We start from the raw sequence: 24,409 nt of genomic DNA, 5'->3' as shown, positions 1-24,409 counted from the left end.
CCAAAAAAACAATGTGCCCGGTCGAGCCGTGTGGCTCGCCAGGCGCGTTTCACGTCAGACGCTCAACGCGTCCTGCCGCGGTCTTTTCGCGCGATACCGCCCGCGAAAAGACCGCGAGCGCGTGAACGTTGCCATCCACGCGCTCTGCGGCTTAGTCCTTCTTCACTTCCTTGAAGTCGGCGTCGACGACATCGTCATGCTGCTGGCTCGCACCAGCCGATGCCGCTTCCGCGCCGGCCGCACCGGCAGCCGCGCCCGCCGCGCCTTGCTGCGCCTGCATGTCGGCGTACATCTTCTCGCCGAGCTTCTGCGATGCCGTAGCCAGCGCCTCGATCTTCGCTTCGATCGTCGCCTTGTCGCTCGACGTGTTCTTCAGCGCCTCTTCGAGGTCCTTCAGCGCGGCTTCGATCTTTTCCTTCTCCGAAGCGTCGACCTTGTCGCCGTACTCGGCAACCGCCTTCTTCGTGCTGTGGACCAGCGCGTCGCCCTGGTTACGGGCATCGGCCAGCTCGCGCAGCTTGTGATCTTCCTCGGCGTTGGCTTCGGCGTCCTTCACCATCTTGTCGATTTCGGCGTCCGTCAGACCCGAGTTCGCCTTGATGGTGATCTTGTTTTCCTTGCCAGTCGCCTTGTCCTTCGCGCCGACGTGCAGAATGCCGTTCGCGTCGATGTCGAAGGTCACTTCGATCTGCGGCACGCCGCGCGGTGCGGGCGGAATGCCTTCGAGGTTGAACTCGCCGAGCAGCTTGTTGCCTGCGGCCATTTCGCGCTCGCCCTGGAACACCTTGATCGTCACGGCGCTCTGGTTGTCGTCCGCCGTCGAATACACCTGCGAGTGCTTCGTCGGGATCGTGGTGTTCTTGTTGATCATCTTCGTCATCACGCCGCCGAGCGTCTCGATGCCGAGCGAGAGCGGAGTCACGTCGAGCAGCAGCACGTCCTTGCGGTCGCCCGACAGAACCTGACCTTGAATCGCGGCGCCCACGGCCACGGCTTCGTCCGGGTTCACGTCACGGCGCGGTTCCTTGCCGAAGAACTCCTTCACCTTCTCCTGCACCTTCGGCATGCGCGTCATGCCGCCGACGAGAATCACGTCGTCGATTTCACCGACCTTCACGCCCGCGTCCTTGATGGCGATGCGGCACGGTTCGATCGTGCGCTCGATCAGGTCTTCCACGAGCGCTTCGAGCTTCGCGCGGGTGATCTTAAGGTTCAGGTGCTTCGGACCGGACGCGTCCGCCGTGATGTACGGCAGGTTGATTTCGGTCTGCGCCGTGGACGACAGTTCGATCTTCGCCTTCTCAGCGGCTTCCTTCAGGCGTTGCAGCGCGAGCACGTCCTTCGACAGGTCGACGCCCTGCTCCTTCTTGAACTCGCCGATGATGTAATCGATGATGCGCTGGTCGAAGTCTTCGCCGCCGAGGAACGTGTCGCCGTTCGTCGACAGCACTTCGAACTGCATTTCGCCGTCCACATCCGCGATTTCGATGATCGAGATGTCGAACGTGCCGCCGCCCAGGTCGAACACGGCGATCTTGCGGTCGCCCTTTTCAGCCTTGTCTAGGCCGAACGCGAGCGCGGCTGCCGTCGGTTCGTTGATGATGCGCTTGACTTCCAGACCGGCGATGCGGCCCGCGTCCTTGGTTGCCTGACGCTGGCTGTCGTTGAAGTACGCCGGAACCGTGATGACGGCTTCCGTCACCGGCTCGCCGAGGTAGTCTTCAGCGGTCTTCTTCATCTTGCGCAGCACTTCCGCCGAGATTTGCGGCGGCGCGAGCTTCTGGCCGTGCGCTTCGACCCATGCGTCGCCATTGTCGGCCTTGACGATCTTGTAGGGCATCAGGCCGATGTCCTTCTGCACTTCCTTCTCTTCGAAGCGGCGGCCGATCAGGCGCTTGACTGCGTACAGCGTGTTGCGCGGATTCGTGACCGACTGACGCTTGGCAGGCGCGCCGACGAGGATCTCGTTGTCATCCATGTACGCGATGATCGACGGCGTGGTGCGCGCGCCTTCCGAGTTCTCGATGACCTTGACCTGATTGCCTTCCATCAGCGCCACGCACGAGTTCGTGGTGCCGAGGTCGATGCCGATGATTTTGCCCATTTTTATACTCTCCTAGCTTTGATCGCTTTGGCGCTGCGGCCGGGGAACGCCGGCTTTTGCGGCCGATTCAACGGGCCGAACGCCCAAAATTCATACCTGTACGCAAGATAAGAGCGCCGGTTTCGTTTTCAAGACCCTGAATGCAATGCGGTCTATAACTTTTCGCGCTCCGGCTCGCGTCATTCCTTTGCTGCCGCCGCGCGGATTTTCTCGCGCGCCGCCGCGACCGCCGCCTCGAACTGCGCGAGACCGTGCCAGCCGGTCGCGCGGCCGAGCCGCTTGCCGCGGTGAAAGAAGAACCACGTCGGCACGCCGTGCAACATGAACCGGCGGCCTAGCTCGCGATGCTCGTACACATTGCTGTGAAACCACTTCAGTCCGAGCGCCCGAATGGCGTCGGGCTGGGCGAGCATCGCTTTCTTCGCGATCTCGCAGTTGAAGCAGTCGAGGCCCCAGAAGAACACGACGGCCAGTTCGTCGCCCGCCGAAGCCAGGCCGGCGTCGAAGCCGGCGGCGTCCAGTTCCTGCATGTCGAAGACGGAGAAAGCGGTCGAATCGACGGGCACGTTGGCCATGATCGCGAACCTCGCGGGCTTACTTCGGCGCAGCGACGGTGACGAGCGCCGGACGCAGCACGCGGTCGGCGATGATGTAGCCCTTCTGCAGCACTGCAACGATGGTGTTCGGCTCCTGATCCGCCGGCACCATGGAGATGGCCTGATGACGATGCGGGTCGAACTTCTCGCCGACCGGATTCAGTGCGACGACGCGGCCCTTTTCCAGCGCGCCGGTCAACTGGCGCAGCGTCAGTTCGACGCCTTCGCGCACCTTGGCGAGATCGGTGGACTGATCCGCCAGCGCGGCTTCGAGGCTGTCGAGCACCGGCAGCAGATTTTCGGCGAAGCTTTCGATGGCGAACTTGTGCGCCTTCGCCACATCTTCCTGGCCGCGGCGGCGTACGTTTTCCGTTTCCGCCTTCGCCCGCAGGAACTCTTCCTGCAGCGCGGCCACGCGGGCTTGCGCTTCGGCCAGTGCGGTTTCGGTGGCGTTCGTGCTGTTCGCGGCGGCTTCCGGCGCAGCGGCGCCCTCTGCCGAGGCGGCCTGCGTTGCTGCCTGATTGGAGTCGGCGGCCTGGCGCGCGTTTTCGTCGGCGGGCGTGGGGTTCTGGCTCGCTGAATTCTCTTGCGTGTTTTCCATGTCGCTGAGTGTCATTACCGTGATTGGATGGATCGGGAATGCCGCCGGCCATCGACGGCCGGCGCGCTTCCTCGCGCTAGCTGCCGAAATTGGGGCAGCGGAAAAGTTTTCAAGGCTTTGTCAGATCAAAATTGAACGCCAGTGTGCCAGTACGGCCGCGCGCACAATAAGCGGTAACGGACGTTTCGCCGCATCGCGTAAATTGAGATTGAGGGAATGCAGCGGCTCACCTACACTTCGATCAAGCACCGCAGGACGCACGTTAACCCTAATCCTACGATTGCTACAAACCGCTTAAGCGTCGCCAATTTCCTGATTCTCGCGCGGCCGTCCAGCCGCCGTTCCCGCTTCCCGGGGGTACCATGAAACTGACCTTAGCCATCGCGGTGGTCGCCCTGGTACTCGTCGCGGGGACCACGACCATCTGCATGTCCGGCGCCCTGACCGCCCGCACCACCGAGTACGGCGGCGTTCACGCGACGGTCGAAGAATTCTTCAATCCGAACCTGAAAATCTGTCGATGATGCGGCGGTCGCGCTTCGTCGGCCTGCCCTGCATGCCGGCGGCCGGCTCGCGAAAAGTCTTGCGCCGTTCCGCTTCCGCCAGCCGCTTGGTCCGGCCTTCGTCCGTCTCGGCGTAGAGCGTCTGCGCGACCGGCGCGGGGCCGCGCACGTCGCACAGGCCAAGCACCTGCACCTGCCACACGATCCGCTCGATATCGATCTCGACGATATCGCCCACGCGCACGTCCTTCGACGGCTTCACGTTCGCGCCGCCGATCCTCACGCGGCCTTTCTCCACTGCGTCGCTCGCGAGCGAGCGCGTCTTGAAGAAACGCGCGGCCCACAGCCATTTGTCGATGCGCAGGCGCGCGCCCGGTTCCGTCGTGATCTTGTGATTCATGGTGATTCTCGTGCGATGAGCGGTTTCAGGCCGCCACCGTCACCGGTTGCGTGGCCTGTACAGGCCATCCTTGCAGATGTTGTGCCGCGATCTCGCCTAACGCCTTGATCCACGCAGGCGACGCGTTCAGGCAGGCAATGCGATGGAACTCCTTGCCGCCCGCCTGCAGAAACTCGTCGCGTACTTCGATGCCGATTTCCTCGATGGTTTCGAGGCAGTCCGCCGTGAAGCCGGGGCAGAACACGTCCACGCGCTTCACGCCGGCCGCGCCCAGTTCCGCGAGCGTCGGCGCGGTGTACGGCTGCAGCCACTCCGCGCGGCCGAAGCGCGACTGGAACGTCACGCGGCATTCCACCGGCGTGAGTCCCAGCGCGGAGGCGAGCAGCGAGCCGGTCGACTGGCATTGGTCGTGGTACGGGTCGCCGAGGTCCATGGTCCGCTTGGGCACGCCGTGAAAACTCAGCACGAGCTTGTCGCCCGAGGCGAAGTCCGGCTGGCCGTGCAGCCGCCAGTAGTCACGCACCTGCTCGGCGAGCGCCGCGATATACGCCGGATGGTCCGCGTAATGGCGAATGGTGCGGATCTCCGGCTGATTGCGCACGCGCTTGAGCGCGGTAAAGGCGTCATCGAAAGCGGTGGCCGTGGTCGACGACGAATACTGCGGATACATGGGCACGAGCAGAATGCGATCGGCGCCTTCCAGCTTCAGCTGGTTGAGCATGGCGCCGATGCCCGGCGTGCCGTAGCGCATCGCGTAATCGACGATAACGTGATAATCGTTCGCCGCAAAAAGCCGCCGCAAGCCTTCGACCTGCCGCTCCGTATAGACGCGTAACGGCGAGCCTTCGGGCATCCACACCTGCGCGTATTTCTTGGCCGATGCGCGCCCGCGAAACGGCAGGATGATGCCGCGCAGAATGATTTGCCAGATGAACGACGGAATCTCGACGACGCGCGGATCGCTCAGAAACTGCGCGAGATATTTGCGCACTGCTCGCGGCGTGGGCGCGTCCGGCGTGCCGAGATTGATCAGCAGCACCGCGACGCGATGCGAGGCGCTGGGCTGCGAGGGCAACTCGAGGTCGAAACGCATAGGGCAAGGCGGCCGAAAGTCATCGAAAGGTGACGGCCATTATAGCGGCGCGCTCCAGCACGCTGCATCGGCCGAACGGCCTAGTGGCGGCGCATCTGGCGGCGCGGCATTATGCCCGCAAAGGGGCGCTATTGCTGGCTGAGCGACATCGACAGCAGGCGCGCCGTGATATCGACGATGGGAATCACGCGGTTGTAGGCCATGCGCGTCGGGCCGATCACGCCGAGCGTGCCGACGATCTTGCCGTTCACTTCGTACGGCGCGGTCACGACGCTCATCTCCTCGATCGGCACGAGATTCGATTCCCCGCCGATGAAAATCTGCACGCCCTGTGCGTGACTCGATACATCCAGCAATTGCAGGAGGCTCGTCTTTTGGTCGAAGAGGTCGAAGAGTTTGCGCAGCCGCGCCATGTCGGACGAAAGGTCCGCGACTTCGAGCAGGTTGCGCTCGCCGGAAATCAGAACGGTCTCGCCGGGATCGGTCTCGGCCGTGCTCGCGACGACCGCCGCTTGCATCAGCGTCGTCATGTCGCCGCGCAACTGGTCGATTTCCTCGCGCAGCCGGCGGCGCACTTCGTCGAAGGACAGGCCCGCGAAATGCGCGTTGATGTAATTGGAGGCTTCCGTGAGTTGCGAGGGCGAGTAGTCGCGCTGCGTGGCCATCATGCGGTTCTGCACGTCGCCTTCCGGCGTCACGATGATGAGCAGAATGCGCTTGTCCGACAGCCGCATGAACTCGATCTGCTTGAACATGTGGCTGCGGCGCGGCGTGAGGATCACGCCTGCGAACGAGGACAGACTGGACAGCACGCTCGCCGCCGCCGCGACGATCTTCTGCGGCTCCTCGCCTTGCAGGCGGGTCTTGACGGCCGTGGTCATCGCCTCGTCCTGCGGGGCTTCGACCGTGAGCATGGTGTCGACGAACAGGCGATAGCCGCGCGGCGTGGGAATGCGCCCCGCGGACGTATGCGGACTGGCGACGAGGCCGAGGTCCTCGAGGTCCGACATCACGTTGCGGATGGTGGCGGGACTCAGTTCCAGGCCGGAGTGACGTGATAACGTGCGCGAACCGACCGGCTGACCTTCGGCGATGTAACGCTCGATCAACGTTTTCAGGAGGGTTTGTGCACGTGGGTCTAGCATGGGCAAATTTTAACGCAACGTGTCAAAGCGCGGCGACGGCTGCCGCCGCGGGCCCGCGCCGTTCCGGGCCGCGTTCGGCGGCGCGCCGATCGTTCAATGTCCGCTCCATTCTAGCGACAAACCGGACGCGTCAGAGACCGCGCGGCCCCGGTTCTTTTCGCCTTCGACCTATGGTGTAATGCCGGCATGGAAATTGGCCAATTCAAGACGGTCGCCCTTGTCGGGCGAACCAACACACCCGGCATCGAGGCGCCGTTGCGATCGCTCGCGGAGCACATTGCGAACCAGGGCTTCGACGTGGTGTTCGAAGCCGGCACCGCGAAGGATGTCGGCGTGACCGACTATCCCGCGCTGTCCATCGCGGAGATCGGCGCGCGGGCGGATGTGGCCGTCGTTCTCGGCGGCGACGGCACCATGCTCGGCGTGGGTCGTCAACTCGCGCCGTACAGAACGCCGCTCATCGGCGTGAATCACGGGCGGCTCGGCTTCATCACGGACATTCCTCTCAAGGAAATGCACGAACGCGTGCCGCAAATGCTCGCCGGGCAGTTCGAGCGCGAGGAGCGCAGCCTGCTGGAAGCGCGAATCGTCCGCAACGACAAGCCCATTTACCACGCGCTCGCGTTCAACGACGTGGTCGTGAATCGCAGCGGCTTCTCGGGCATGGCGGAACTGCGCGTGTCGGTGGACGGCCACTTCATGTACAACCAGCGCTCCGACGGCCTGATCGTCGCGACGCCGACCGGCTCCACGGCGTACGCGCTCTCTTCCGCCGGGCCCATTCTGCATCCGCAACTGCAAGGCTTCGTGCTCGTGCCGATCGCCCCGCACTCGCTTTCGAATCGTCCGATCGTGCTGCCGGACGACTCGAAGGTCACCATTCAGATCATCGGCGGGCGCGACGTGAACGTGAACTTCGACATGCAGTCGTTCACCGCCGTCGAACTGAACGACGCCATCGAGGTGCGGCGCTCCCGGCATACCGTGCCGGTGCTGCATCCGGTCGGCTACAGCACGTACGCCACGCTGCGCAAGAAACTGCACTGGAACGAGCATCCCTCGCAGGACTCGTCTGTCTGACCGCACATCTTTGCCGAACCCTTCCCGAAGCGTCCATGCTCCGTCATCTCTCCATTCGAGACTTCGTCATCGTCGCCGCCCTCGACATCGAATTCGATTCGGGCTTCACGGTTTTTTCGGGTGAAACCGGCGCGGGCAAGTCGATCCTGATCGACGCCCTCGCGCTCACGCTCGGCGCGCGCGCCGATGCCAGCGTCGTGCGCACCGGCGAGCCGCGCGCGGACATCACCGCCGAGTTCGGCACGCACGCCCAGGTGATTCGCTGGCTCGACGAGCACGCGCTCTCGCAAGACGGCGACACGGTGATGCTGCGCCGCGTGATCGATTCGAGCGGCCGCTCGCGCGCATTCATCAACGGCACGCCGGCGACGCTCACGCAATTGCGCGAAGTCGGCGAAATGCTCGTGGATATTCACGGCCAGCACGCGCATCAGTTATTGATGCGGCCCGACGCGCAGCGCGAGCTGTTCGACACGCACGCCGGTCTGGTCGATACGGCCGCCGCCGTGAATCGCGCGTGGCGGGCTTGGCGCGAAGCGCAGCAGGCCGTCGATGCCGCGCAAAGCCGCGACCGCGAACTGCAACTGGAGCGCGAACGCCTTGCCTGGCAACTCAGCGAGTTCGACAAGCTCGCGCCCCAGCCGGGTGAATGGGAGGAAGTGAGCGCGGAGCATCATCGGCTGTCGCATTCGGCGAGTCTGATCGACGGCGTGCAGAATGCGCTCGGCGCGCTGTCCGAATCCGATGACGCGATGATCTCCCAGCTCGGCGCCATCATGTCGAAGCTGCGCGGTCTGGCCGACATCGACCCGGCGCTCAACGACGTGCTCGCTTCACTGGAGCCGGCCGAGATCCAGTTGCAGGAAGCGGCCTACTCGCTGTCGCACTATGCGCAGCGGCTGGAGCTCGACCCGGACCGGCTCGCGCAAGTCGAAAAACGCATGGATCAGCTTCATTCGACGGCGCGCAAGTTCCGCCTTCAGCCCGAAGCGCTGCCGGAAGAACACGAAACGCGCCGCCGTCAGCTTGCCGAACTCGACGCCGCCGCGGATCTCGACGCGCTGAACGCCGCCGCCGCGAAAGCGAAAGATGCGTATCTCGCCGAAGCGAACGTGCTTTCGAAGGCGCGCGCGAAGGCCGCGAAGTCGCTCTCGAAAGCGGTCACCGAAGGCATGCAGGAGTTGTCGATGGCGGGCGGCAGCTTCGAAGTCGCGCTCGTGCCGCTTGCGGAAGGCGGCGCCAACGGGCTGGAGCAGATCGAGTTTCGCGTCGCCGGTCACGCTGGCGTCGCGTTGCGGCCGCTCGCGAAGGTCGCCTCGGGCGGCGAACTGGCGCGTATCAGCCTCGCGCTCGCGGTGATCGCGAGCACCGCGAGCCCGACACCCACGCTCATTTTCGACGAAGTGGACACGGGCATCGGCGGCGGCGTCGCGGAAGTCGTCGGGCGGCTCTTGCATCAACTCGGGCGCGACCGTCAGGTGCTGTGCGTCACGCACTTGCCGCAAGTGGCCGCGCGCGGGGATCAGCATTTCCAGGTCGCCAAATCATCCGATGATGCTGGCGGCACCGTCAGCACCGTGACGCCGCTCGACAAGGCGAAGCGCATCGAGGAAGTGGCGCGGATGCTCGGCGGTATCGAAATCACCGCGACGACGCGCAAGCACGCGAAGGAAATGCTGGCGGCGTGAGCGCGGCGGGCGGGGCGCCGCCCTTCCCGCGCAATGCGCCGCTCACATCCCATCCCCAAACACGCGCCGCCACAGCCCCGTCACCGCTTCGCGCTCCACGCGCACGACAGCCGGATCGACGCGCGCCTTCTCCATGCCGTCGAGCCGCAGCGTGTGCTGGAGCTTCCGGTAATACCGGTACGCCGCGCCGATCGTCTCCGCATCCGGCTCCGAAATGAGGCCGCTCTGCGCCGCGATCTTCAAGAGCGTGATATTCCCCGCGTTGCGCAAGAACGCGCGATGCGTCCGCGTGTGCAGCAGCACCCAGTACTGCACGATGAACTCGATATCGACCATGCCGCCGCGATCATGCTTCAGATCGAACAGATCGCTGCGATTGGGATGCCCCGCCGCCACGCGCTCGCGCATCGCGACGATCTCGAGCGCGAGCGCCGCCGCATCACGCTCCATCACGAGCACGTCGGCGCGGATCGCTTCGAACTGAGCGCCGATGTCGGCATCGCCCGCGCTGAACCGCGCCCGCGACAGCGCCTGATGCTCCCACACCCACGCGGTATTGGCCGCGTCGCCCTCGCGTAGCTGATAGCGGCGAAACGAATCGAGGCTCGTGACCAACAGCCCGGACTCGCCGTTCGGCCGCAGCCGCAGGTCCACGTCGAATAGCGTGCCCGCGCCCGTCGCCGCCGTGAGCCACGTAATCAAGCGGCGCGCGAACATCGCGTAGATGTCGGAGGCGGCATCGTCGGGGTCGTCGTAGAGAAAGATCAGATCGAGATCCGACGCGTAGCCCAGTTCCTTGCCGCCCAGCTTCCCGTACGCGATGACCGAGAACTTCGGCGTCTCGCGATGCCGCTTCGGGAACTGCTTCCAGACAGTTTCGACGGTCACGTCGAGCACCGCGTCCGCGAGTTCGGACAGGCGGTCGCTCACGTGCTCGACCGTCAGCCGCCCGGCCAGATCCAGCAGCAGAATGCGGAACACTTCGGCCTGATGCGCGTGGCGCAGCAAGTCCATCTGATGCTCGGCGTCCTCGGCGGCGGCGAGACGCGCATTCAGCGCGCGCCGGAATTCGGGCCAGTCGAACGGGCTGGAAATCGCCTCGTCGTCGAGCAATTCGTCGAGCAATTGCGGATGGCGGATCAGATAGCCCGCCGCCCAGCGCGACCCCGACAGCACCGAGAGCACGCGGTCGAGCGCCGCCGGATATTCGGTGAGCAACGCGAGGTACGCGCCGCGCTTTGCCGTGGCTTCGAGCAGATCGAAGAGACGCGCGATGGTGTCCACGCGGCGCGCCGCTTCGATGGACTGCACGGCTTCCAGCGCGCGCTGCACGACGATGTCGAACCGGCCACGGCTTTGTTCCGGCAGCCCGGCATAGCGCGACGAGTTCCACACGCCCGTCAGCCGCGCGAGCACCGGCGCCGGGTCCGCGAAGCCCAGTTCCATGAGACGCGCGGTGAGTTCGTCCTGCGCGGATTCGTCGGCGAGCGCGCCGCTCCAGATCCACGACGCAGCCGAATCTTCCGCCACGCCGCAGCCATGCTCGCCGCTCACCTTGTCGGCGAAGATCGCGTCGAACTGCTGCTCGACGAATTCGCGGTGCGCGTCGAGCTTCTTCATCAACGCGGCGTAATCCGCGAAGCCGAGCGACGACGCGAGCAGCGCGCGCTCCTCGTCGGCCACGGGCATGGCGTGCGTCTGCGCGTCGTTGCGATATTGCAGACGATGCTCGACCGTGCGCAGAAAGAGATACGCGTCGGTGAGCGCATCGCGCACATGTGGCGCGATGAGCCCGTTGGCCGCCGCGCGTTCGAGCACGGCGAGCGTCGGCCGGATACGAAAATCCGCTGCCTGCCCGCCGCGAATCAACTGAAACACTTGCGCGCTGAACTCGATCTCGCGGATGCCGCCGCGCCCGAGCTTGATGTCGTCGGCCTTGTCGGGGCGCATGGACGCGCGCCGTCGCGCTTCTTGCCGAATCTGCTGATGCAGCGAGCGGATCGCCGCGATCACGCCGTAATCGAGATAGCGGCGGTAGACGAACGGCGTGGCGATCGCGTCGAGTTGCTTCGCGAGCCGCTGCGCGGACTCGCTTTCGCGCTCGGACACGAGCCTCGCCTTGATCCACGCGTAGCGCTCCCACTCGCGGCCCTGCACGTAGAAGTACTCTTCCAGCATGCCGAGGCTGCACACGAGCGGTCCGGAATCGCCGTTTGGACGCAGCCGCATGTCGACGCGAAACACGTAGCCGTCCTGCGTGATTTCCGCGAGCGCGCCGATCAGCCGCCGACCGAGCCGCGTGAAGAATTCCTGCGTCGCGAGCGGCGCGCGCGTGCCGCCAGCGGTTTCGCCGTCGTCTTCGTAGACAAAGATCAGATCGATATCCGACGACGCGTTCAACTCGCGCCCGCCGAGCTTGCCCATGCCGACGACGCCGAGCGTGAGCCGCTCGCCGTTCGGCCCACGCGGTTCGCCGAACAGCGTTTCGAGGTCCGCCGTCAGCACGGAGAGCGCGCGCTGAATGGTGACTTCGGCGAGATCGGTCATTGCGCCGGTGACTTCGGCGACATCGGCCGCGCCGCGCAGATCGCGCTCCATCACCGTGCAGAACACGTCCACGCGAAGGCGCCGCAGCGCGGTTTTGAGCGCGGCTTCGTCGAGCGCGCCGTTAGACGAAGCGCGCGCGCAGTGCGCGTCGAGACGCGCTTCGATCCACTCGCGCGTGACGGGCGATTGCGCCCACTCCGCTACGTTTGACGCCAGTTCGGCGCGCGCCGCATACGCGCGGGCTGCATAAGTGGAGTAGCCGGAACTGCGCAGAGTCACATCGGTCATGAAGGGTTAGGCTCGCAGGTTGCTTTGCGTCGAGTGTTTCGGTGCGCGGGCGGGCGTCGGCGGCACCGCCCGGAAGGCTTGCGCAGCGGGCCTTTGCGGGCGGTCCGGCGCGCGCACGCCGCAGATGTCCGCGCCTTGCCCTGTGATACATTGCAGCGTCGAACACGCAAAACTACCATATCGCCGAACAGCCGCAGCATGTCCGACAGCAGACGATCCGTCGACCCGACCGAAGTTGGACAAGCCGAGCCCAGCGGCAACGCCGAGCGCGTTCTGTCGCGCGTTCTCAAAGTCGTTCTCGTCATCGCGGCCGTGCTGTATTTCGCGGTCGCGTGCATCTATCTCGGCCTGCGCTATGTCGTGCTGCCGCAGATCGATTCGTTCAGGCCGCGCATCGAAGAAGCCGTCTCCACGCGCATGCACGCGCAGTTGCGCATCGGCCGGCTGTCCGCGCGATGGTCGGGCATGCAGCCGACCATCGACATCGACAATCTTCGCATCGACGCCGCCGACGGCTCGCCGGGGCTCGCGGTGCCGCACGCGAGCGCGAGTATCGCGTGGCGCTCGCTCGTGCAGCTCAAGCCGAAACTGGCGGATCTGACCGTCGATGGCCCCGACGTAATCGCCGCGCGCAACGCGAAAGGCGAAGTCACGGTCGCGGGCGTTCCGATTCCGACGCATCGCACGGGCTCCAACGCGTTCACCACATGGCTGCTCGGCCAACAGCACATTCTGCTGCGCGACGGCACGCTGCGTTGGCGCGACGCCCAGCGCGGCGCGCCCGAGATCGCGTTCAAGCGGCTGCGGCTCACCGTGCTGAACGACGGCGTGCGTCATCGCGTGGCGCTCGCCGCGCCGCCCGACGGCGACGTGCTGCACGGTCCGCTCGACCTGCGCGCGGACTTCCGCCACGAGCCGTTCAGCGCGATGGGCGCGCCCGCGAACTGGACGGGCCGCGTGTACGTGTCGACCGGTCCGCTCGATCTGCCGACGCTCGCGCGCTACGTGAAGATGCCGTTCGCCATCTACGACGGCCGCGTGGAGAACCGCATCTGGGTCAACTTCGCGCGCGGGGAGTTGCAGAGCGCGAACGGCGACCTCGCGGGCGGCAACATCGCGCTGCGCGTGCGGGCAATGCAGCCGCGCCTCGATCTTCCGGTGGCGCGCTTCGGCTGGACCGTCGACAAGAAGGACGGCGCGTACACGCTGAATCTGTCCGACCTGCGCGCCGAACTCGGCCAGCCCGCGCTCGAAGACGGCACGCCGGTCGCGCGCCTTCTGACCTCGCGCACGCTCAGCGCGACGTATCGCCCGGCGGCGGTCAACGTCGGCCTGCTTTTCCGTATAACGGGCGACGAAGCCGATCTCGGCATCCTCGCCGAATTCACGCGCGCGCTGCCGGTGCCGGCGCGCGTGCTGAACGAACTCGTGCGCTTCAATCCGCGCGGGCAGATCGCCAATTTCACGATCTACACCGAACGCGCGCCGCCGCGCAGCGAAGAAGAAGTCAAGCGCCAGCGCGAAAAAGGCGACGCGAAGCTGCTGCACTATGCGTTCAAGGGCGAGTTGCAGGGCATCAGCGTGCAGGCGCAGGAGCCGCCGCCGGGACTCACCGCGAACAATCACCCGCGCGCCGGCATTCCGGGCATCGAAAACCTGTGGGGCGCGGTCGACGCGAACGAGTCGCAAGGCAGCATCAGCATCGATACGAAGAACGCGGCCGTGACGATTCCCGGCGCGTTCGACGACCCGCGCCTCATCTTCGATTCGCTGCAAGGCCACGCGACCTGGACCGTCGCGGATGCCATCGCGCCGGGCGAGCTGCGCCGCGCGTTCACCATTCATCTGGACACGCTGCGGGTGAAAAACGCCGACGCCGAAGGCGAAGTCACCGCCGCGTACTGGAATCAGGGGCACGGCCGCGGCAATCTCGACCTGAAGGCGAAGGTCGCGCATCTGAACGCGACGCACCTCGTGCGCTATCTGCCGACGAGCCTGAACGAGCGCGTGCGCGTCTACCTCGGCCATGCGTTGCAGGCGGGCGTCGCGCGCAACGCGACGCTCGAAGTGCACGGCGATCTCACGCGCTTTCCGTACGCCAAGTTTCCCGATGCCGGCGTGTTTCGCATCGAAGCGCCGTTCACCGGCGGCAAGTTCGATCCGACGCCGTTCCCGCCGCGCAAGATGGCCAACGGCCTGCCGAATTTCTGGCCGGCGTTCGAGGGTATCGACGGCACGTTCACGCTCGCGCAGAACAAGCTCGGCTTCGACATTCATCGCGGGCATTACAAGGGCGTCGCGGTGTCGCGCGTGACCGGATGTATCGACGATACGGGCAACCGCGAGACGAAGCTGTGGATCGACGGCCAGGCGCGCGGCCCGCTCGCCGACATGCTGCAATACGTCGATAACAGCTCGCTCGGCCTGATGGCGAAGCACGCGACGCGCAAGCTCGACGCGAAGGGCAACGCGTCGCTCGCGCTCACGCTCGGCATTCCGCGCTTCCGCCCGCCGCCGCCGCTCCCTCCGCTGCGCACGGAGTACAAAGGCTCGCTGACCTTTGCCGACAATGAAGTCGCGTATGCCAATCTGCCGCCGCTCACGCATTTGCGCGGCCGCGCGGACTTCGCGGCGAAGACCGTCACGCTCGATTCGCTCACGGCGCAACTGCTCGGCGGCGACGTGCGCGCGGCAGGCGGCGTGCGGCCCGACGGCAGCTATGCGTTCGATGTGAACGGGCGCATCGGCACCGACGCCGCCGCGCGCTTCAACGGACGCATGACGCCGCAGGTCACGCAGCTTCTGACGCGCATCGACGGCGCCGCGCCGTATGAACTGCACGTGCGCGGCGCGAAGAACGCGCTGCCCGACGTGCAGGCGAAAGCGGATCTCACGGGCGTCGGCATCGACTTGCCCGCGCCGTTCGGCAAGGCGAAGGGCGCGCCGATGCCCTTCGCGTTCAGCTTTGCGCCCGCGCCGGGCGCGGCGTCGGATCTGCACGACGCGCGGCTCACGCTCGGGCCGCTCGCGGCGCATTACCAGTTGCGGCGGATAGGTCGGGCGGAAGTGAAGATCGACACCGAAAACCCGGCCGCGCCGATGAACATGCGCGCGACCCTGCAGGCCGTGCGCGGCGCGATCGCCGTGAACAAGCCCGCCGACTTGCCGGCAGAAGGCGTGGCCGCCGACGTGGACCTGAAGACGCTCGACGCCGACGCGTGGCGCAAGGTGTTCGCGGACGCCAACGCGAACGCCTCGCCTTCTGCGCCCTCCCCGCCCGCTTCGCCCATGAGCGACACCGCCCGCCAGTTCGTGCCGACGCGCGCCGCGCTGCACATCGGCACGCTGAAGCTCCTCGACCGGCGCTGGGAGAACATCGCCATCGACGCGCGCGAGGAATCAAGCGATCGCAAGTGGCTCGCGAACATCGCATCGGATCAGGTGACGGGCAGCGTCGCGTTCACGCCCGGCGCGGTCAAAGGCGGCCCCGGCGCGGTGCAGGCGCGGCTCGACAAAGTGGCGATTCCCGACAAGGCGGACAACGCGCCGGCCGAGAAAGCGATGAGCAGGCCGCCGCGCAACATGCCGTCCATCGATGTCATCGTGAATCAGCTTCTTCTGCGAGGCCGCGATCTCGGCCGGCTCGAAGTGGATGCGCACAACGAAGTCGTCGCCGATGAGCCGATCTGGACGCTTGACAAGTTGCAGCTCGCCAACCCGGACGCGACGTTCACCGCGAACGCCATCTGGCGCGCGCTGCCGGGCGCTGGGCCGCCACGCGACGGCGACGCCACGCCCCGCCGCACTTCGGTGGATTTCAGGCTGGACGTGAGCAACGGCGGGCAGTTTCTGGACCGCTTCGGTCTGCCGCATTCGGTCAATGGCGCCACCGGTTCGGTATCCGGTCACGCGGGCTGGAACGGCGGTCCGACCGCGGTCGATCTGCCCACGCTCGACGGCACGGTGGCCGTCGATCTGCGGCACGGGCAGATTCTGCGCGCGCCGGCCGCCGCGAAGTGGCTCGGCATTCTGAGCCTGCGCAGCCTCGCCAACCTGCTCACGCTGCATTTCGAGGATGTGGTCGGCAAGGGGCTGCCGTTCGAGAAGCTCACGGGCAATGCGCGCATCGCGGACGGCATCGGCCGCACCGACGATCTTTCGATGATCACGCCGCCCGCCCGCGTGCAGGCGCACGGCTCAGTCGATCTGCCGAAGAAGACGCAGGATCTTCGCGTCAAGGTGATTCCGACGGTCGGCGCGGGCGCGGTGGCGCTCGGCGCGGCGGTCATCAATCCGCTGCTCGGTCTCGGCGCGCTCGCGGCCGACCTCGCGCTGTCGCAGTCCATCAAGAAAGCCTTCGCGGTCGACTACTCGATCACCGGATCGTGGACCAAGCCGGTCATTCAGCGCCTGCATGGCGATCAGGGTAAGATCGAATCACCCGCTGCCGTCGCGCGTCCGTCAGCCGCTCAATAAAAGCGAGTTTTACTCGCAAGGCGCGCGGGCGGCGTCCATTTTCGACCAACCCAGCGCCACGAACATGACCGAACAATCGAGCGAAAGCACCGTGCGGCCGTTCCCGGTCGCCGCGCTGCAAATGGTGAGCACGCCGGATCGCGACCGCAATCTGGCCGAGGCCGGGCGGCTCATCGCCGAGGCGGCGCAAGGCGGCGCGCACCTGGTGCTGCTGCCCGAGTACTTCTGCTTCATGGGTTTCAAGGACACGGACAAGCTCGCGATCCGCGAGACGCCCGGCGACGGCCCCATCCAGCAGTTTCTCTCGGACGCCGCGCGCAAGCATGGCGTGTGGGTCATCGGCGGGACGCTGCCGCTGAGGTCGCCCGAAGCGTCGCGCGTGCTGAATACGTCGCTCGTCTTCGGTCCAGACGGCGAGCAGGTCGCGCGCTACGACAAGATTCATCTGTTCAATTTCGAAAAGGGCGAGGAATCGTTCGACGAAGCGCGCAGCATCGTGCCCGGCGCGGACGTGCGCACCTTCGAAGCGCCGTTCGGGCGCGTGGGCCTCTCCGTCTGCTACGACCTGCGCTTTCCCGAGCTGTATCGGAAGATGGGCGATTGCGCGCTGATCGTCGTGCCGTCCGCGTTCACCTACACGACCGGCCGTGCGCACTGGGAGACCCTGCTCAAGGCGCGGGCGATCGAGAACCAGTGCTACGTGCTCGCCGCCGCGCAAGGCGGCAAGCACGAAAACGGCCGCCGCACGTGGGGGCATAGCATGCTGATCGACCCGTGGGGCGAAATCGTCGCCGTGCGCGAGGAAGGCCCGGGCGTCGTCGCGGGCGCGATCGATCCCGAGCGCATCGCGAGCGTGCGGCAGAGTTTGCCGGCGTATCGGCATCGGGTGATCGCGTAAAGCGTTCCTACGCGATGTCCCGACGTCGCGCTGACGCGCCGCATCTCGAAAATAGGCTTTTTAACGGCCTTGAACGCGCGGAAGTGGTCCCGCACATGGCCTGAACGACGCGGACAGTAGAATTGTCCGAAAACTCACCGAACACGCTGCATCAACGCAATAGGCACCGCATGAACATCATCGAACCCGGCATCCGCAACCTGGCCACGGCGAAGGACGTTCTCCTGACGCCGTACGGCCTCGACGAGGGTCTCATCACGCGCACGCTCGCGGAGATTTTCACGCATCGCGTCGATTACGCGGATTTGTACTTCCAGTCCACGCGCAGCGAAGCGTGGAGTCTGGAGGAAGGCATCGTCAAATCGGGCAGCTTCAGCATCGATCAGGGCGTCGGCGTGCGCGCCGTCTCGGGCGAGCGCACGGCGTTCGCCTATTCCGACGATCTTTCGCCCGATTCCATCCGCCAGGCCGCGCTCGCCACGCGCGCGATCGCGAAGGCGGGCGGCGGCAAGCACAAGATCAAGCCGGCGAGCACGCTCACCGGCGTCTCGGGCCGCGACCTGTACGTGCCCGCCGATCCGCTCCATTCGCTCGATGCGAACGCCAAGGTCAGGCTGCTCGAGCGCGTCGAACAGATGGCGCGCGGCCGCGATCCGCGCATCACGCAAGTGATGGCCGGACTCGCGGGCGAATACGACGTCGTGCTCGTCGCGCGCAGCGACGGCGCGCTGGCGGCGGACGTGCGCCCGCTCGTGCGCGTCTCGGTGACGGTGATCGCCGAGCAGAACGGCCGGCGCGAGATCGGCACGGGCGGCGGCGGCGGACGCTTCGACTACGGCTATTTCACGGACGATATCTTGTCGAAGTACGTCGATGACGCCGTGCATGCGGCGCTCGTCAACCTCGAAGCGCGCCCTGCCCCGGCCGGCGCGATGACGGTCGTGCTCGGGCCGGGCTGGCCGGGCGTGCTGCTGCACGAGGCGGTCGGACACGGTCTGGAGGGCGATTTCAACCGCAAGGGATCGTCGGCGTTCGCGGGCCGCATCGGCGAGCAGGTGGCGGCGAAGGGCGTGACGGTGGTGGATGACGGCACGCTGCCGAATCGCCGCGGCTCGCTCAACATCGACGACGAAGGCAACCCGACGCAGTGCACGACGCTGATCGAAGACGGCATTCTCAAGGGCTACATTCAGGATTCGCTCAACGCGCGCCTGATGAAGATGCCGGTGACGGGCAACGCGCGCCGCGAGTCGTACGCCGCGCTGCCGATGCCGCGCATGACGAACACCTACATGCTCAACGGCGACAAGGACCCGCAGGAAATTCTCGCGTCGGTGAAGAACGGCCTGTATGCGGTGAATTTCGGCGGCGGCCAGGTGGATATCACCAACGGCAAGTTCGTGTTCTCGGCGTCCGAGGCGTACATGATCGAAAACGGCAAGATCACGTACCCGGTGAAGGGCGCGACGCTGATCGGCAGCGGTCCGGAATCGCTCAAATACGTGACGATGATCGGCAACGACATGTCGCTCGACAGCGGCGTGGGCGTGTGCGGCAAGGAAGGTCAGAGCGTGCCGGTGGGCGTCGGTCAGCCGACTTTGCGCATCGAAAAAATGACGGTGGGCGGCACGATCTGATGCAGTTTTGCCGCATCGGCGGCGGCGCGATCGGAATCGTTCGCACCCGCCGATGCGGATTTCCCGCGTTCGACGCGCGGCCGCTTGTCAGCGCCGCCCGTTTGAGGTTATAAAGACGGTCACCCTTTTTGCAATGCGCCCTGTGCTCACCATGTCCGCCAAGTTTTATTTTTATTTCTTTTGGCATCTCAAGCCGCTGGCGGATCGAGAGGGGTGAGTCGTAGGTTGCAGATACGCAGAACCGAATTCCCGAAAAACCGCCAGCCAAGTCTGGCGGTTTTTTTTCGCCTTCCATTTTTCGCTCAGAACATTGCCGTTGGAGAATCGCCATGCCCCCGCACAATACCGATGACGTTCGTATCCGTGAGTTGAAGGAGCTCGTCCCGCCCGCGCATTTGATCCGCGAATTTCCGTGCACGGAGCCGGTGTCCGATCTCATCTTCAACGCGCGGCAATCGATGCATCGGATTCTGCACGGCATGGATGACCGGTTGATCGTCATCATCGGGCCGTGTTCGATTCACGATCCGAAGGCGGCGCTGGAATATGCGGGGCGCTTGATCGAGCAGCGCAAGCGGTTCGCGGGCGAACTGGAAATCGTGATGCGCGTGTATTTCGAAAAACCGCGTACGACGGTCGGCTGGAAAGGGCTGATCAACGATCCGTACATGGACAACAGCTTCAAGATCAACGACGGATTGCGCGCCGCGCGCGAATTGCTCATGCATGTCAACGAGCTCGGGCTGCCGGCGGGGACGGAATATCTCGACATGATCAGCCCGCAATACATCGCGGATTTGATTTCGTGGGGCGCGATCGGCGCGCGGACGACCGAATCACAAGTGCATCGGGAACTGGCTTCTGGGCTTTCGTGTCCGGTCGGATTCAAGAACGGCACGGACGGCAACGTGAAAATCGCGGTGGATGCGATCAAGGCCGCTTCGCAGCCGCATCATTTTCTTTCTGTGACGAAGGGCGGGCATTCGGCGATTGTTTCGACTGCTGGCAATGAGGACTGCCATATCATTTTGCGCGGCGGTAAAACGCCGAACTTCGATGCGGCTTCGGTCGATGCCGCGTGCAGCGATATCGGCAAGGCGGGATTAGCGGCCCGATTGATGATCGATGCGAGCCATGCGAATAGCTCGAAGAAGCATGAGAATCAGATTCCGGTTTGCGCGGATATCGGGCGTCAGTTGGCGGCTGGCGATGAGCGGATCGTCGGCGTGATGGTGGAATCGCATCTTGTCGCGGGGCGGCAGGATTTGAAGGAAGGGTGTGAGCTTACCTACGGGCAGAGCGTTACTGATGCTTGTATCGGGTGGGAGGAAAGCGTCGGCGTGCTCGAAGGATTGGCGGAAGCGGTCAAACAGCGGCGGATGAAGAGAGTTGGCGGCAATTGATAACTAGCAGAGTCGACACCACTTCTCGATCGGTGCCGACTCTGCCGAGGTCCTAAGCCAGCCTCGCTCGAACGATTTCAATCTCGTGCGTGATTCCAGAGAATATCCTGCCCACCGTCGGCGCGATTCAAAACCCGCGCCAACACAAACAGCAAATCCGACAGCCGATTAACATACCTTCGAGGCGCGTCATTAACCGCATCGGCTTCGCTACGTCCTAAAGCAACAATCGCCCGCTCCGCCCTTCGACACACCGTGCGGCAAACATGCGCCAAAGCCGCCGCCCTCGACCCGCCCGGCAAAATGAACTCCTTAAGCGGCGGCAAAGTCGAGTTGTAATCCGCCAGCCACGCATCCAACCGCTCTAAATGCAAATCCGAAACCATCGAATGCCCCGGAATCGACAATTCTCCGCCAAGATCGAATAAATCGTTCTGAATCTGCGTCAGCGCATTGCGCACATCCGGCGGTAAAGCCTCGCACAACAACACGCCCAACGAAGAATTCAGTTCATCCACATCGCCGATCGCCGCAATGCGCGCATCGTCTTTCAAAACGCGGCGGCCATCGCCGAGTCCGGTGGTGCCATCGTCGCCGGTGCGCGTCGCGATCTTGCTGAGGCGGTTACCCATCACTGCTCCTGTGTCATCCAGAACCCAAAATGCGCCGAAAAGCGCCCGAAGCATTATAGGCAGCGCCCCTCGCTTACCCGCGACGCCGCGCGCCGCGAGCGTCCCGCGCGTAAAATAAGACGGCGCCCTGCGTGCGACCGTCGAACAGCACGCATGCCGCCCGAAGCACGAAATCGACAAAAATCCGCTGGAGACGCCCGTGAACCACCCCGCCTTGCCGCATGCCATCCGCCGGCCGTTTCCCGCCGACCTGCTCGACGCGCTCAAGCAACACTTCGCCGAGCGTGTCAGCACGAGCCAGGCCGTGCGCGAACATCACGGCCGCGACGAATCCCCGTTCGATCCGCAATTGCCCGACGCCGTCGTGTTCGCGCGCAGCACGCAAGAGGTCCAGGCAATCGTCCGGCTGTGCGCCGAGCACGACGTGCCGATCATCCCGTACGGCAACGGATCGTCGCTCGAAGGGCATCTGCTCGCGGTGCAGGGCGGCGTCTCGATCGACTTGTCCGAGATGAACAGCGTCGTCTCGATCAACGCCGAAGACCTGACCGCCACCGTGCAGCCCGGCATTTCCCGCAAGCAGCTGAACGAAGCGCTGAAGGACACCGGCCTCTTCTTTCCGATCGATCCCGGCGCGGACGCGAGCATCGGCGGCATGTCGGCGACGCGCGCCTCGGGCACCAACGCCGTGCGCTACGGCTCGATGCGCGAAAACGTCCTCGCGCTGACCGTCGTGCTGGCCGACGGCCGCGTCACCCATACCGGCACGCGCGCGCGCAAATCGTCGGCGGGCTACGACCTGACGCGGCTCTTCGTCGGCTCGGAAGGCACGCTCGGCGTCATCACCGAAATCACGGTGCGGCTCTACCCGCAGCCCGAAGCCATCTCGGCGGCCGTCTGCGCGTTCCCGTCGATGGGCGACGCCGTGCGCGCCGTCATCGAAACGATCCAGATGGGCGTGCCGATTGCCCGCGTCGAGTTCGTCGATAAGCTCGCCGTGCGCGCCATCAATCGCCATTCGAACCTGACGCTGCGCGAATCGCCGATGCTGTTCTTCGAATTCCACGGCACGGAAGCGGGCGTGAAGGAACAGGCGCAGACCGTGCAGGAGATCACCGCGCAGAACCACGGCACAGATTTCGAATGGGCGACGCGTCCCGAAGACCGCAGCCGCCTCTGGACCGCGCGCCACAACGCCTATTTCGCGATGCTGCAACTGAAGCCCGGCTGCCGCGCCGTGACCACCGACGTCTGCGTGCCGATTTCGCGTCTGGCCGAATGCGTCGAAGAGACGGAGAAGGACCTGCTCGGCTCGTCGCTGCCCTGCCCGATCGTCGGACATGTGGGCGACGGCAATTTCCACGTCGCGATGCTGCTCGATCCCGCGAAGCCCGAGGAACGCGATGAAGCGGAGCGCCTGAACCGGCGCATCGTCGAGCGCGCGCTGAAAGTCGGCGGCACGTGCACCGGCGAGCACGGCGTCGGGCTGCACAAGATGGACTTCATGCTCGACGAGCACGGCGAAGACGGCATCGACGTGATGCGGTCCATCAAGCACGCGCTCGATCCGAAGAATCTGATGAATCCGGGCAAGATCTTCGCGTTCACGCGGTAGGCGCGCCGCTCTATCCCGCGCGCCCGGTGGACGAAGAAGCCACGAGCGCGCAACATGGGGTGTCGCCGCGTCAGAGACTTTTATCGAATACGCGCCGCCACGTGCAGGCGCCGGGAGGAGACATGAACGCACCCGACGAACTCAAGCCCGAGTTCTCCGACGCCGCCGCGCCGGAATTCTCGCCGAATCTGCCGCACGAAGACGCACCCGCGCTCACGGAAGAACAACTGGCCGAGCGTCAGCGCGAAGTCGTGCAGGCGCTCATGGCCGTGCTGCCCACGCATTGCCTGCTGTTTCGCGACGAGGACACGTCCGTCTACGAATGCGACGGTCTTGCCGCCTACCGGCGTCTGCCGCTCGCGGTCGTGCTGCCCGAAACGGAAGCGCAGGTACAGCGCGTCGTGCAGATCTGCGCGCGGCTCGGCGTGCCGATCGTGCCGCGCGGCGCGGGCACCGGGCTCTCCGGCGGGGCGATGCCGATTCGCCACGGCATCGTGCTGTCGCTCGCGCGCTTTCGGCGGATCATCGAGGTGGATTCGTACGCGCGCACGGCCACCGTGCAGCCCGGCGTGCGCAATCTCGCCATCTCGGAAGCCGCCGCGCCCTACGGGCTGTACTACGCGCCGGACCCGTCGTCGCAGATCGCCTGCACCATCGGCGGCAACGTCTCCGAGAATTCGGGCGGCGTGCACTGCCTGAAATACGGCCTCACCGTGCATAACGTGCTGCGCGTGCGCGCCGTGACCATGGAAGGCGATATCGTGGAATTCGGCTCGCTCGCGCCGGATGCGCCGGGGCTCGATCTGCTCGCAGTGCTGATCGGCAGCGAAGGCATGTTCGCCGTCGTCACCGAAGTCACCGTCAAGCTCATTCCGAAGCCGCAGACCGCGCAAGTCATCATGGCGAGCTTCGACGACGTGGTGAAAGGCGGCAATGCGGTCGCGGCGATCATCGCGGCGGGCATCATACCGGCGGGCCTCGAAATGATGGACAAGCCCGCGACGCGCGCCGTCGAGGAGTTCGTGAACGCCGGCTACGATCTCGACGCGGCCGCCATTCTGCTGTGCGAATCCGACGGCACGTACGACGAAGTCGCCGAGGAAATCGCGCGCATGACCGCCGTGCTGCGCGAGCACGGCGCGACGCGCATCCAGATATCGCGTTCGGAAGCCGAGCGGCTCAAGTTCTGGTCCGGCCGCAAGAACGCGTTTCCCGCCGCGGGCCGCATTTCGCCGGACTATTACTGCATGGACGGCACGGTGCCGCGCCGCGCCATCGGGCCGCTGCTCGCGCGCATCGAAGAGATGGAGAAGAAGTACGCGCTTCGCTGTATCAACGTGTTCCATGCGGGCGACGGCAACATGCATCCGCTGATTCTCTTCAACGGCAACGATCTCGACGAATGGCATCGCGCGGAAGCGTTCGGTTCCGACATTCTCGAAACGTGCGTGGAGCTGGGCGGCACGGTGACGGGCGAACATGGCGTGGGCATCGAGAAGATCAATTCGATGTGCGTGCAGTTTTCGCCGGAAGAGCGCGACGCGTTTCACGCGGTCAAACGCGCGTTCGATCCGCTGCGCCTGCTCAATCCCGACAAGGCGATTCCAACGCGCGCGCGCTGCGCCGAGTACGGGAAGATGCACATTCGCGGCGGCCTCCTGCCGCATCCCGAACTGCCGCGCTTCTGACCCGCCGCCGCGCTC

Annotated in this window: 17 protein-coding genes; 9 read left to right on the top strand and 8 right to left on the bottom strand. The window is 65.3% G+C overall.

Going from position 1 to position 24,409, the window contains the following annotated elements:
* Positions 1-151: 151 nt before the first annotated feature.
* The 3 genes from dnaK to grpE form a co-directional block, all read right to left on the bottom strand.
* Positions 152-2,104, bottom strand: a complete 1,953-nt coding sequence (gene dnaK, locus NCR35_RS03395; RefSeq protein ID WP_175939504.1) for a molecular chaperone DnaK — start codon at positions 2,102-2,104, stop codon at positions 152-154.
* Between the two features lie 179 nt (positions 2,105-2,283).
* Positions 2,284-2,679, bottom strand: coding sequence for a thioredoxin family protein (locus tag NCR35_RS03390; protein WP_250471311.1), 396 nt, complete (start codon positions 2,677-2,679; stop codon positions 2,284-2,286).
* Between the two features lie 19 nt (positions 2,680-2,698).
* Positions 2,699-3,301, bottom strand: a complete 603-nt coding sequence (gene grpE, locus NCR35_RS03385) for a nucleotide exchange factor GrpE (protein WP_250533073.1) — start codon at positions 3,299-3,301, stop codon at positions 2,699-2,701.
* Positions 3,302-3,663: 362 nt separating this feature from the next.
* Here grpE and NCR35_RS03380 point away from each other — a divergent pair, with 362 nt between their 5' ends.
* Positions 3,664-3,825, top strand: coding sequence for a hypothetical protein (locus tag NCR35_RS03380; protein ID WP_250533070.1), 162 nt, complete (start codon positions 3,664-3,666; stop codon positions 3,823-3,825).
* On the opposite strand, the gene NCR35_RS03375 is transcribed toward NCR35_RS03380, so the two are convergent.
* From NCR35_RS03375 to hrcA, 3 genes are all read right to left on the bottom strand, one after another.
* The gene (locus tag NCR35_RS03375; RefSeq protein ID WP_250533069.1) at positions 3,797-4,204 is read right to left on the bottom strand and encodes an RNA-binding S4 domain-containing protein; all 408 of its coding nucleotides are present in this window, start codon (positions 4,202-4,204) and stop codon (positions 3,797-3,799) included. The two genes, NCR35_RS03380 and NCR35_RS03375, sit on opposite strands and share 29 nt — an antisense overlap.
* Positions 4,205-4,229: 25 nt before the next feature.
* Positions 4,230-5,297, bottom strand: coding sequence for a ferrochelatase (hemH, locus tag NCR35_RS03370; RefSeq protein WP_250533068.1), 1,068 nt, complete (start codon positions 5,295-5,297; stop codon positions 4,230-4,232).
* A gap of 128 nt (positions 5,298-5,425) precedes the next feature.
* On the bottom strand, positions 5,426-6,442 hold the full coding sequence (hrcA, locus tag NCR35_RS03365) for a heat-inducible transcriptional repressor HrcA (protein WP_175939498.1): 1,017 nt from the start codon (positions 6,440-6,442) through the stop codon (positions 5,426-5,428).
* Between the two features lie 186 nt (positions 6,443-6,628).
* On the opposite strand from hrcA, the gene NCR35_RS03360 reads away from it, so the two are divergent.
* Together NCR35_RS03360 and recN are read left to right on the top strand one after the other, a co-directional pair.
* Positions 6,629-7,522 (top strand): NAD kinase, encoded by an 894-nt coding sequence (locus NCR35_RS03360; RefSeq protein ID WP_244847922.1) that lies wholly within the window; start codon positions 6,629-6,631, stop codon positions 7,520-7,522.
* A gap of 35 nt (positions 7,523-7,557) precedes the next feature.
* Complete coding sequence (gene recN, locus NCR35_RS03355; RefSeq protein ID WP_250533059.1) at positions 7,558-9,210, top strand: DNA repair protein RecN; 1,653 nt, start codon at positions 7,558-7,560, stop codon at positions 9,208-9,210.
* A 42-nt stretch (positions 9,211-9,252) separates the two neighbouring features.
* Here the strand turns inward: recN and glnE are convergent, their stop codons facing one another.
* Positions 9,253-12,045: a bifunctional [glutamate--ammonia ligase]-adenylyl-L-tyrosine phosphorylase/[glutamate--ammonia-ligase] adenylyltransferase gene (gene glnE, locus NCR35_RS03350; RefSeq protein ID WP_250533054.1), complete on the bottom strand. Its 2,793-nt coding sequence runs from the start codon at positions 12,043-12,045 to the stop codon at positions 9,253-9,255.
* A 198-nt stretch (positions 12,046-12,243) separates the two neighbouring features.
* Between glnE and NCR35_RS03345 the strand changes: the two genes are divergently transcribed.
* From NCR35_RS03345 to aroG, 4 genes are all read left to right on the top strand, one after another.
* Entirely contained in the window at positions 12,244-16,521 is a 4,278-nt protein-coding gene (locus tag NCR35_RS03345; RefSeq protein ID WP_250533051.1) for a YhdP family phospholipid transporter, read from the top strand.
* 64 nt (positions 16,522-16,585) lie between these two features.
* Positions 16,586-17,419 (top strand): carbon-nitrogen hydrolase family protein, encoded by an 834-nt coding sequence (locus tag NCR35_RS03340; protein WP_250533049.1) that lies wholly within the window; start codon positions 16,586-16,588, stop codon positions 17,417-17,419.
* Positions 17,420-17,589: 170 nt separating this feature from the next.
* Positions 17,590-19,056: a metalloprotease TldD gene (gene tldD, locus NCR35_RS03335; protein WP_250533048.1), complete on the top strand. Its 1,467-nt coding sequence runs from the start codon at positions 17,590-17,592 to the stop codon at positions 19,054-19,056.
* A 329-nt stretch (positions 19,057-19,385) separates the two neighbouring features.
* Positions 19,386-20,459, top strand: a complete 1,074-nt coding sequence (aroG, locus tag NCR35_RS03330) for a 3-deoxy-7-phosphoheptulonate synthase AroG (protein WP_250533046.1) — start codon at positions 19,386-19,388, stop codon at positions 20,457-20,459.
* A 77-nt stretch (positions 20,460-20,536) separates the two neighbouring features.
* On the opposite strand, the gene NCR35_RS03325 is transcribed toward aroG, so the two are convergent.
* Positions 20,537-21,091, bottom strand: a complete 555-nt coding sequence (locus NCR35_RS03325) for a cob(I)yrinic acid a,c-diamide adenosyltransferase (RefSeq protein ID WP_250533045.1) — start codon at positions 21,089-21,091, stop codon at positions 20,537-20,539.
* A gap of 199 nt (positions 21,092-21,290) precedes the next feature.
* Here NCR35_RS03325 and NCR35_RS03320 point away from each other — a divergent pair, with 199 nt between their 5' ends.
* Both NCR35_RS03320 and NCR35_RS03315 read left to right on the top strand, forming a co-directional pair.
* On the top strand, positions 21,291-22,706 hold the full coding sequence (locus tag NCR35_RS03320; RefSeq protein WP_250533044.1) for an FAD-binding oxidoreductase: 1,416 nt from the start codon (positions 21,291-21,293) through the stop codon (positions 22,704-22,706).
* 122 nt (positions 22,707-22,828) lie between these two features.
* On the top strand, positions 22,829-24,394 hold the full coding sequence (locus tag NCR35_RS03315; protein ID WP_250533043.1) for an FAD-linked oxidase C-terminal domain-containing protein: 1,566 nt from the start codon (positions 22,829-22,831) through the stop codon (positions 24,392-24,394).
* The last annotated feature ends 15 nt before the right edge of the window (positions 24,395-24,409 follow it).

Source organism: Caballeronia sp. AZ10_KS36 (assembly GCF_023631105.1).
Classification (GTDB): Bacteria; Pseudomonadota; Gammaproteobacteria; order Burkholderiales; family Burkholderiaceae; genus Caballeronia.
This window is presented reverse-complemented; position numbering and strand designations above follow the sequence as displayed.

What these genes read in the sequence shown, in the direction of transcription:
- NCR35_RS03360 (WP_244847922.1), top strand. Translation starts at nt 6,629, where the DNA reads ATGGAAATTGGCCAATTCAAGACGGTCGCCCTTGTCGGGCGAACCAAC.
- dnaK (WP_175939504.1), bottom strand. Translation starts at nt 2,104, where the DNA reads ATGGGCAAAATCATCGGCATCGACCTCGGCACCACGAACTCGTGCGTG.
- aroG (WP_250533046.1), top strand. Translation starts at nt 19,386, where the DNA reads ATGCCCCCGCACAATACCGATGACGTTCGTATCCGTGAGTTGAAGGAG.
- hrcA (WP_175939498.1), bottom strand. Translation starts at nt 6,442, where the DNA reads ATGCTAGACCCACGTGCACAAACCCTCCTGAAAACGTTGATCGAGCGT.
- NCR35_RS03315 (WP_250533043.1), top strand. Translation starts at nt 22,829, where the DNA reads ATGAACGCACCCGACGAACTCAAGCCCGAGTTCTCCGACGCCGCCGCG.
- NCR35_RS03390 (WP_250471311.1), bottom strand. Translation starts at nt 2,679, where the DNA reads ATGGCCAACGTGCCCGTCGATTCGACCGCTTTCTCCGTCTTCGACATG.
- tldD (WP_250533048.1), top strand. Translation starts at nt 17,590, where the DNA reads ATGAACATCATCGAACCCGGCATCCGCAACCTGGCCACGGCGAAGGAC.
- NCR35_RS03380 (WP_250533070.1), top strand. Translation starts at nt 3,664, where the DNA reads ATGAAACTGACCTTAGCCATCGCGGTGGTCGCCCTGGTACTCGTCGCG.
- NCR35_RS03325 (WP_250533045.1), bottom strand. Translation starts at nt 21,091, where the DNA reads ATGGGTAACCGCCTCAGCAAGATCGCGACGCGCACCGGCGACGATGGC.
- grpE (WP_250533073.1), bottom strand. Translation starts at nt 3,301, where the DNA reads ATGGAAAACACGCAAGAGAATTCAGCGAGCCAGAACCCCACGCCCGCC.
- NCR35_RS03375 (WP_250533069.1), bottom strand. Translation starts at nt 4,204, where the DNA reads ATGAATCACAAGATCACGACGGAACCGGGCGCGCGCCTGCGCATCGAC.
- NCR35_RS03345 (WP_250533051.1), top strand. Translation starts at nt 12,244, where the DNA reads ATGTCCGACAGCAGACGATCCGTCGACCCGACCGAAGTTGGACAAGCC.
- glnE (WP_250533054.1), bottom strand. Translation starts at nt 12,045, where the DNA reads ATGACCGATGTGACTCTGCGCAGTTCCGGCTACTCCACTTATGCAGCC.
- NCR35_RS03340 (WP_250533049.1), top strand. Translation starts at nt 16,586, where the DNA reads ATGACCGAACAATCGAGCGAAAGCACCGTGCGGCCGTTCCCGGTCGCC.
- recN (WP_250533059.1), top strand. Translation starts at nt 7,558, where the DNA reads ATGCTCCGTCATCTCTCCATTCGAGACTTCGTCATCGTCGCCGCCCTC.
- hemH (WP_250533068.1), bottom strand. Translation starts at nt 5,297, where the DNA reads ATGCGTTTCGACCTCGAGTTGCCCTCGCAGCCCAGCGCCTCGCATCGC.